This window comes from Senegalia massiliensis (assembly GCF_009911265.1).
Lineage (GTDB): Bacteria > Bacillota > Clostridia > Tissierellales > SIT17 > Anaeromonas > Anaeromonas massiliensis_A.
Genome location: NZ_QXXA01000001.1, coordinates 249,386 through 256,131, shown reverse-complemented (window position 1 = coordinate 256,131; position 6,746 = coordinate 249,386). Strand labels below are relative to the sequence as shown.

4 protein-coding genes, 1 tRNA gene and 1 rRNA gene are annotated in these 6,746 nt (G+C 34.3%); all 6 read right to left on the bottom strand.

What is annotated here, in order from left to right; all coding sequences use genetic code 11:
- Nucleotides 1–176: 176 nt before the first annotated feature.
- The 6 genes from D3Z33_RS01240 to D3Z33_RS01215 all read right to left on the bottom strand — a co-directional run bounded on the left by D3Z33_RS01240 (nt 177) and on the right by D3Z33_RS01215 (nt 6,736).
- Nucleotides 177–252 (bottom strand) — tRNA-Ala (locus D3Z33_RS01240).
- Between the two features lie 64 nt (nt 253–316).
- Nucleotides 317–1,849, bottom strand: a 16S ribosomal RNA gene (locus D3Z33_RS01235).
- A 343-nt stretch (nt 1,850–2,192) separates the two neighbouring features.
- Nucleotides 2,193–2,771, bottom strand: coding sequence for an indolepyruvate oxidoreductase subunit beta (locus tag D3Z33_RS01230; RefSeq protein WP_160195971.1), 579 nt, complete (start codon nt 2,769–2,771; stop codon nt 2,193–2,195).
- A gap of 2 nt (nt 2,772–2,773) precedes the next feature.
- Nucleotides 2,774–4,546 (bottom strand): indolepyruvate ferredoxin oxidoreductase subunit alpha, encoded by a 1,773-nt coding sequence (gene iorA, locus D3Z33_RS01225; RefSeq protein ID WP_160195970.1) that lies wholly within the window; start codon nt 4,544–4,546, stop codon nt 2,774–2,776.
- A 16-nt stretch (nt 4,547–4,562) separates the two neighbouring features.
- On the bottom strand, nt 4,563–5,456 hold the full coding sequence (locus D3Z33_RS01220) for a bifunctional enoyl-CoA hydratase/phosphate acetyltransferase (protein ID WP_160195969.1): 894 nt from the start codon (nt 5,454–5,456) through the stop codon (nt 4,563–4,565).
- A 149-nt stretch (nt 5,457–5,605) separates the two neighbouring features.
- On the bottom strand, nt 5,606–6,736 hold the full coding sequence (locus D3Z33_RS01215) for a tetratricopeptide repeat protein (protein ID WP_160195968.1): 1,131 nt from the start codon (nt 6,734–6,736) through the stop codon (nt 5,606–5,608).
- Nucleotides 6,737–6,746: the final 10 nt, after the last annotated feature.

The window sequence follows — 6,746 nt, the reverse complement described above, 5'->3', positions numbered from 1 at the left end:
AATGACTTACATTTCGCTAAAATTGTTTAATATATTTCTGTGTAATTTTCAAGGTACAAAATACAGTTGAATTAAAATATAAAAAACTAGAAAATTAATATCCTAAGCTTAAGCAAAGGACTTTTTAAAATGTTACATCTTTAGTTTTTATTATTCAATTTAATTTACTGTATCAATGGTGGAGGTAAGGAGACTCGAACTCCTGACCCCCTGCGTGCAAGGCAGGTGCTCTCCCAACTGAGCTATACCCCCATAAAAGAGTAAACTAAAATTAATTAGTCTCTCAAAAATGAACAGTGTAGAAATTACTCCTTAGAAAGGAGGTGATCCAGCCGCACCTTCCGATACGGCTACCTTGTTACGACTTCACCCCAGTCATTGATCCTACCTTCGACACCTGCATCCCGAGGGTTAGCTCGGTGGCTTCGGGTATTACCAACTCCCATGGTGTGACGGGCGGTGTGTACAAGGCCCGGGAACGCATTCACCGCGACATTCTGATCCGCGATTACTAGCAACTCCAACTTCATGTGGGCGAGTTGCAGCCCACAATCCGAACTGGGATCGGCTTATTGGGATTAGCTCCCCCTTGCGGGTTGGCTACCCGTTGTACCGACCATTGTAGCACGTGTGTAGCCCAGGACATAAGGGGCATGATGATTTGACGTCATCCCCACCTTCCTCCGGTTTGTCACCGGCAGTCCCTCTAGAGTGCCCAGCATAACCTGCTGGCAACTAAAGGCAAGGGTTGCGCTCGTTGCGGGACTTAACCCAACATCTCACGACACGAGCTGACGACAACCATGCACCACCTGTCACCACAGTCCCCGAAGGGAAGGCCTTATCTCTAAGGCTGTCTGTGGGATGTCAAGTCCTGGTAAGGTTCTTCGCGTTGCTTCGAATTAAACCACATGCTCCGCTGCTTGTGCGGGCCCCCGTCAATTCCTTTGAGTTTTAATCTTGCGATCGTACTCCCCAGGCGGAGTGCTTAATGTGTTAACTGCGGCACTGAAACCTGTCGGCCCCAACACCTAGCACTCATCGTTTACGGCGTGGACTACCAGGGTATCTAATCCTGTTCGCTCCCCACGCTTTCGAGCCTCAGCGTCAGTAACAGTCCAGAGAGTCGCCTTCGCCACTGGTGTTCCTCCTAATATCTACGCATTTCACCGCTCCACTAGGAATTCCACTCTCCTCTCCTGTACTCAAGCTTTGTAGTTTCAAATGCTTACATTGGTTAAGCCAATGGCTTTAACATCTGACTTACAAAGCCGCCTACGCTCCCTTTACGCCCAGTGATTCCGGACAACGCTCGCCCCCTACGTATTACCGCGGCTGCTGGCACGTAGTTAGCCGGGGCTTCCTCCTTAGGTACCGTCAAAATTCTTCCCTAAGGACAGAGCTTTACGATCCGAAGACCTTCATCGCTCACGCGGCATCGCTGCATCAGGGTTTCCCCCATTGTGCAATATTCCCCACTGCTGCCTCCCGTAGGAGTCTGGACCGTGTCTCAGTTCCAGTGTGGCCGATCACCCTCTCAGGCCGGCTACCCATCGTTGCCTTGGTAAGCAGTTACCTTACCAACTAGCTAATGGGACGCGGGACCATCCTATACCACCGGAGTTTTGACTCATGCACCATGCGGTGCTAGAGTTTCATGGAGTATTAATCCCGGTTTCCCGAGGCTATCCTCCTGTATAGGGCAGGTTTCCCACGCGTTACTCACCCGTCCGCCGCTAGAAAGATTAAAAAATCATCCGAAGAATCAATTTTAATTTTCTCGCTCGACTTGCATGTGTTAGGCGTGCCGCCAGCGTTCGTCCTGAGCCAGGATCAAACTCTCAATAAAAATTTAAAGTTTGTTTTCCTTTGACCCAAAATTGAATCAAACGTTAGCTTAATTTAGCTTTATAATTTTACAACTTATAAGTTGTTGTTATCTACACTGTTCAGTTTTCAAAGACCAATTCGTTGTCACTGTTTGCTAGCGACTCTTAATACTATATCAGGTTTTAAGTAACTTGTCAAGAACTTTTTTATTTTGTTTTAAATTCTTTTTTTACTTAGAAAGACAAGCTTTCCTGACGACTCTTAGTACTATATCAAAATATTTTAAGGTTGTCAATACATTTTTAAAAAAATATAAATACTATACTTTAAACAATAAAAAAAGATTAAGAATCAAAAGATTCTTAATCTAAAAGTCCTTTCCCCATAGTAAGTGCTTCTATGTTTAAATCAACATGCTTTTCTTTTATATTTTCCTTCAATATTTCATTCCATTCCACACCATCTATATCTATAAATTCAATTAATGCTCCAATCATTATTATATTCTGAGTTCTTACATTTCCTAATTCTTTAGCAAGTTTAAATCCTTTAACTAAACTTACATTTGCTTTAGACTTTAAATCATCTAATATATTTTTAGGATATTCTCTTTCACCTATTAAAATTGGAGCAGAAGGTATTTTATAATCATTTACTATTATTTTTCCTTCTGGCCTCAAATAATCTATCCATCTTGCTGCTTCCATTTGTTCAAATGCTACTATAACATCTGCTTGACCTTTACCTATTATAGGCGAATAAACCTTGCTTCCATATCTTATTTGTGTAGTAACACTGCCCCCTCTTTGGGCCATACCATGTACTTCAGACATTTTAACATCATAGCCTGCACTTATTAAGCCAGCAGACAAAATCTTACTAGCAAGAATAATTCCTTGTCCCCCAACTCCAACTAATAATACATTTTTCACTTTATTCATTTTTATTCACCCACCTTTTTAATTACATCAAAAGGACATATTTGCAAGCATACATCACAACCTACACACATATTTTCATCTATAATAGATCCTTTATCTTGTTCAAAAGATATTGCTGGACAGCCAGATTTTAAACACATTTTACATTTTCTACATTCAGTACTTTCTACTACACATGCTTTTCTATCAAGCCCATAATCCTCTATTTCTTCTTGTGTAGACTTCTTTAAAACGCAAGGATACTTAGTTATAATAACCGAAGGAACATCTAACTTAAGAGACTCTTCAATTGCTTTCTTAGTTTCTGAAAGATCTAATGGATTAACTGTTTTTATATCTTTTACTCCTATAGATTCACATAATTTAGTTATATCTATTTGTGGTGCCTCTTCTCCCATTAATGTATACCCTGTTCCTGGATTTTCTTGATGTCCTGTCATTCCTGTTATTCTATTATCTAGTATTATCGTTACAGAATTTCCTTTATTATATACAATATCTATTAATCCTGTAATACCTGAATGAAAAAATGTAGAATCTCCAATAACTCCTACTACTTTTTTATCAACTCCATTAACTTCGCATGCCTTGTTAAACCCATGACCAGCACTAATGCTAGAACCCATACAAATACAAGTGTCCATTGTGCTAAGAGGAGGAGCTGAACCCAATGTGTAACATCCAATATCTCCTGTAACTACAACATTCTTCTTTTTACTTAATTCATAAAATAATCCTCTATGTGGACATCCTGCGCACATAGTAGGAGGTCTCCCTATAATCATTTCTTCGTTTCTATTAATTTTCTCTACCTTTTTATTTAGCAATGATTCACGTATTATATCTGGATTAAGTTCTCCAGTTAAAGGTATATATTCTTTTCCTATTACCTTTATACCCATAGCCTTTATTTCTGTTTCTAAAAACGGCTCCAATTCTTCTATAACATATAGTTTTTCTACTTCAGATGCAAAGTTTTTAATTTTCTCCTTAGGTAATGGGAATGTAAAACCTAACTTTAAAAAAGATGCATTTTCACCAAATACCTCTTTAGCATATTGATATGCAACACCAGAAGATATTACCCCTATTTTTTTATCATTCCACTCTATAGTATTTAAATGTGTATTATTGCTATATTCTTCAAGTTTTATTAATCTATCTTCCAAATCAATATGTAGCTTTCTACCATTAGCTGGTGTAGCAACATATTTAGGTATATTTTTTTCATATTGTTTTATTTCTACACTCTCTCTATTGCTCTCTTCAACTAACCCTTTACTATGACATATTCTAGTAGTCAATCTTAATAATACTGGAATATTATATTCTTCACTTATCCTATACCCTTCCTTAACAAAATCTTTAGTCTCTTGACTATCACTTGGCTCTAACATAGCTAGCTTTGCTGCTTTTGCATAATACCTATTGTCTTGTTCATTTTGAGAACTATGCATGCCAGGATCATCAGCAGATATAATTATACAACCCCCGTTTACTCCAGTATATGCAAATGTAAATAAAGGATCTGCCGCAACATTAATACCTACATGCTTCATAGCAGCTAATGTTCTTGCTCCTGCAATAGAACCCCCTATAGCTACTTCTAAAGCAACCTTCTCATTAGGTGACCATTCTGAATAAATTTCTTTATATTTAGAAACGTTTTCTAGTATTTCAGTACTAGGTGTACCTGGATACGCTGCTGCTAATGTTACCCCTGATTCATAAGCACCTCTAGCTACTGCTTCATTACCCGTTAAAAGTTTTTTCATAAATCTACACTCCTTTTTAAGATATTACGCTACCTAGTGCAATTGAGTTTAATTTTGTTTCATAGTCATCTGCTCTTGATACTAATACTATAGGTACTTTTGCTCCCATTATAACACCTGCAGATTTTGCTTTAGCAAAATAAGTCAAACTTTTACCTATACCATTCCCCATTTCTATATTAGGTACAAGCAAAATATCAGTTTCACCTGCAATATTACTTTCGAACCCTTTAGTCTGAGCTGCTGATTTTGATATAGCTAAGTCTAATGCTAAAGGTCCTTCTACAATAACATTTTGAACAGATTCTTTTTTCCATAATTCTTCTATATTTTTTGCATCAACAGTAGATTGCATTTTAGGATTCACCTTTTCTTTGGCAGAAAGACATGCTACATTAACTTTTTTATATCCTAATCTCATTAATGCATTTGTTCCATTTTTTATTATAGATATTCTTTCTTCTACACTAGGATTTATATTCATACCTCCATCTGTTAATGCAAGTAATTTATGATAACTAGGTATTTCGTATATCATTACATGACTTAATAAATTCTCTTCTCTCAATCCATATTCTTTATTTAAAACTTCTTTTAGTAATATTGAAGTGTCAATTAAACCCTTCATTATAAAATCAGCTTCACCTGCTTTTATAAGTTTTACAGCAGTCATTGCTGACTCTCTTATATCTTTGGTTTTTATTTTTTTATATTTTTCTATATTAAGATTTAATTCTTTTGCAATTAACTGTGTTTTTATTATATCTCCAATCAATATAGGATCTATAATATCTAATTCTGCAGCTTCCACTATAGCTTTTAATAATTCTTTATCTTCACATGCTGCAATAGCAAGCTTTTTTGTTTTTTGATTTTGACTTTTCTTTATTAACTCTTTAATTGTCTGCATTAATTCTCCCCTTCCAATTGTTAATATTTAAATTAATTAAGGCTATTATATATATATTAGATATTTATTTTCTAATACCTTTTTTAAATAATAAATTTAATTTTTAATTTTCTGTAATCTTTTGAAAACAATAAAAGAAAAGAGCAAATTTACTCTTTTCTTTTATCTATTTCTATCATACAAGCTTTAGTTACTTCATCTTCAGGATTTAATTCAAATGCTCTTTCTATATCTATTTCCGCTTTTTTTAGATTATTCATTTGTAAATATGTCATTCCTCTATTGCATAATATTTCTGATTCTTTAGGTTTTAATTCCAATGCTTTGTCAAACTTATTTATAGCTTGTGTATATTTTTCTAAATTTGCATAACATAATCCAAGCTCATTTAAAGTATCTATTTGATTAGCTTCAAATATCAATACCTTCTCAAAATAACTTACAGCCTCACTATACATTCCAAGTTGTCTATAAGCAAGTCCTACAAAAAATAACAAATTCCACCAATCTCCATGATCTTCTACCAACGGAAGTAACTTTTCTAATCCCTCATTAGCTTTTCCTATCAACACTAAGTTATATCCTTCTTCATATCTAACATCATCTTTCATAGCTTCTAATTGTAATTTTACTTCATCTATTAATTCATTCATTGAAGTCATATTAACAAATTTTTCCCATATAATTTCTGACTTCTTAAATTGCTTACTATTTCTATAGTGATATCCTAATTTATAATAAGCAAGACTAAAGCTTGGATCTATATCTAATATAGTTTCAAACATATAAGTTGATTTTTTAAAAAATATATTTCCTGATTGACTTTCATTTTTATTATAGAATTCTATAGATTTATTTTCCAAAGCTAATCCATAACTATATAATGCTTTTACATTTTCTCTATCTATATTTAGTAAACTTCTTAAATATATAAGGGCTTCATCTATTTTATTATCATTTAATTTTTTTATACCTTCTGATAATATATATCCTTTAATATTAGAATCATATGAATACAAAAATTCTAAATATTTTTCTTTATGCTTAAATTTAGGATCTATACCAAGTAAATATATAATCCCATCCACCATATATTTAACTTTAAGTTCTTCTACTTCTTTATTACTTTTTATTTCTTTTGCTAAGTTTTTTACAATTAAAGGATAAGGTATAGTTTCATCTAGCTCTATTCCTTTAACTTCTAATTGTTCTTTGTTTTTCAATTCAATAAAATAAATATTATCTGTTTTTGATTCAAAATACTCTTCTATAGTTTTCATATTAAACTCC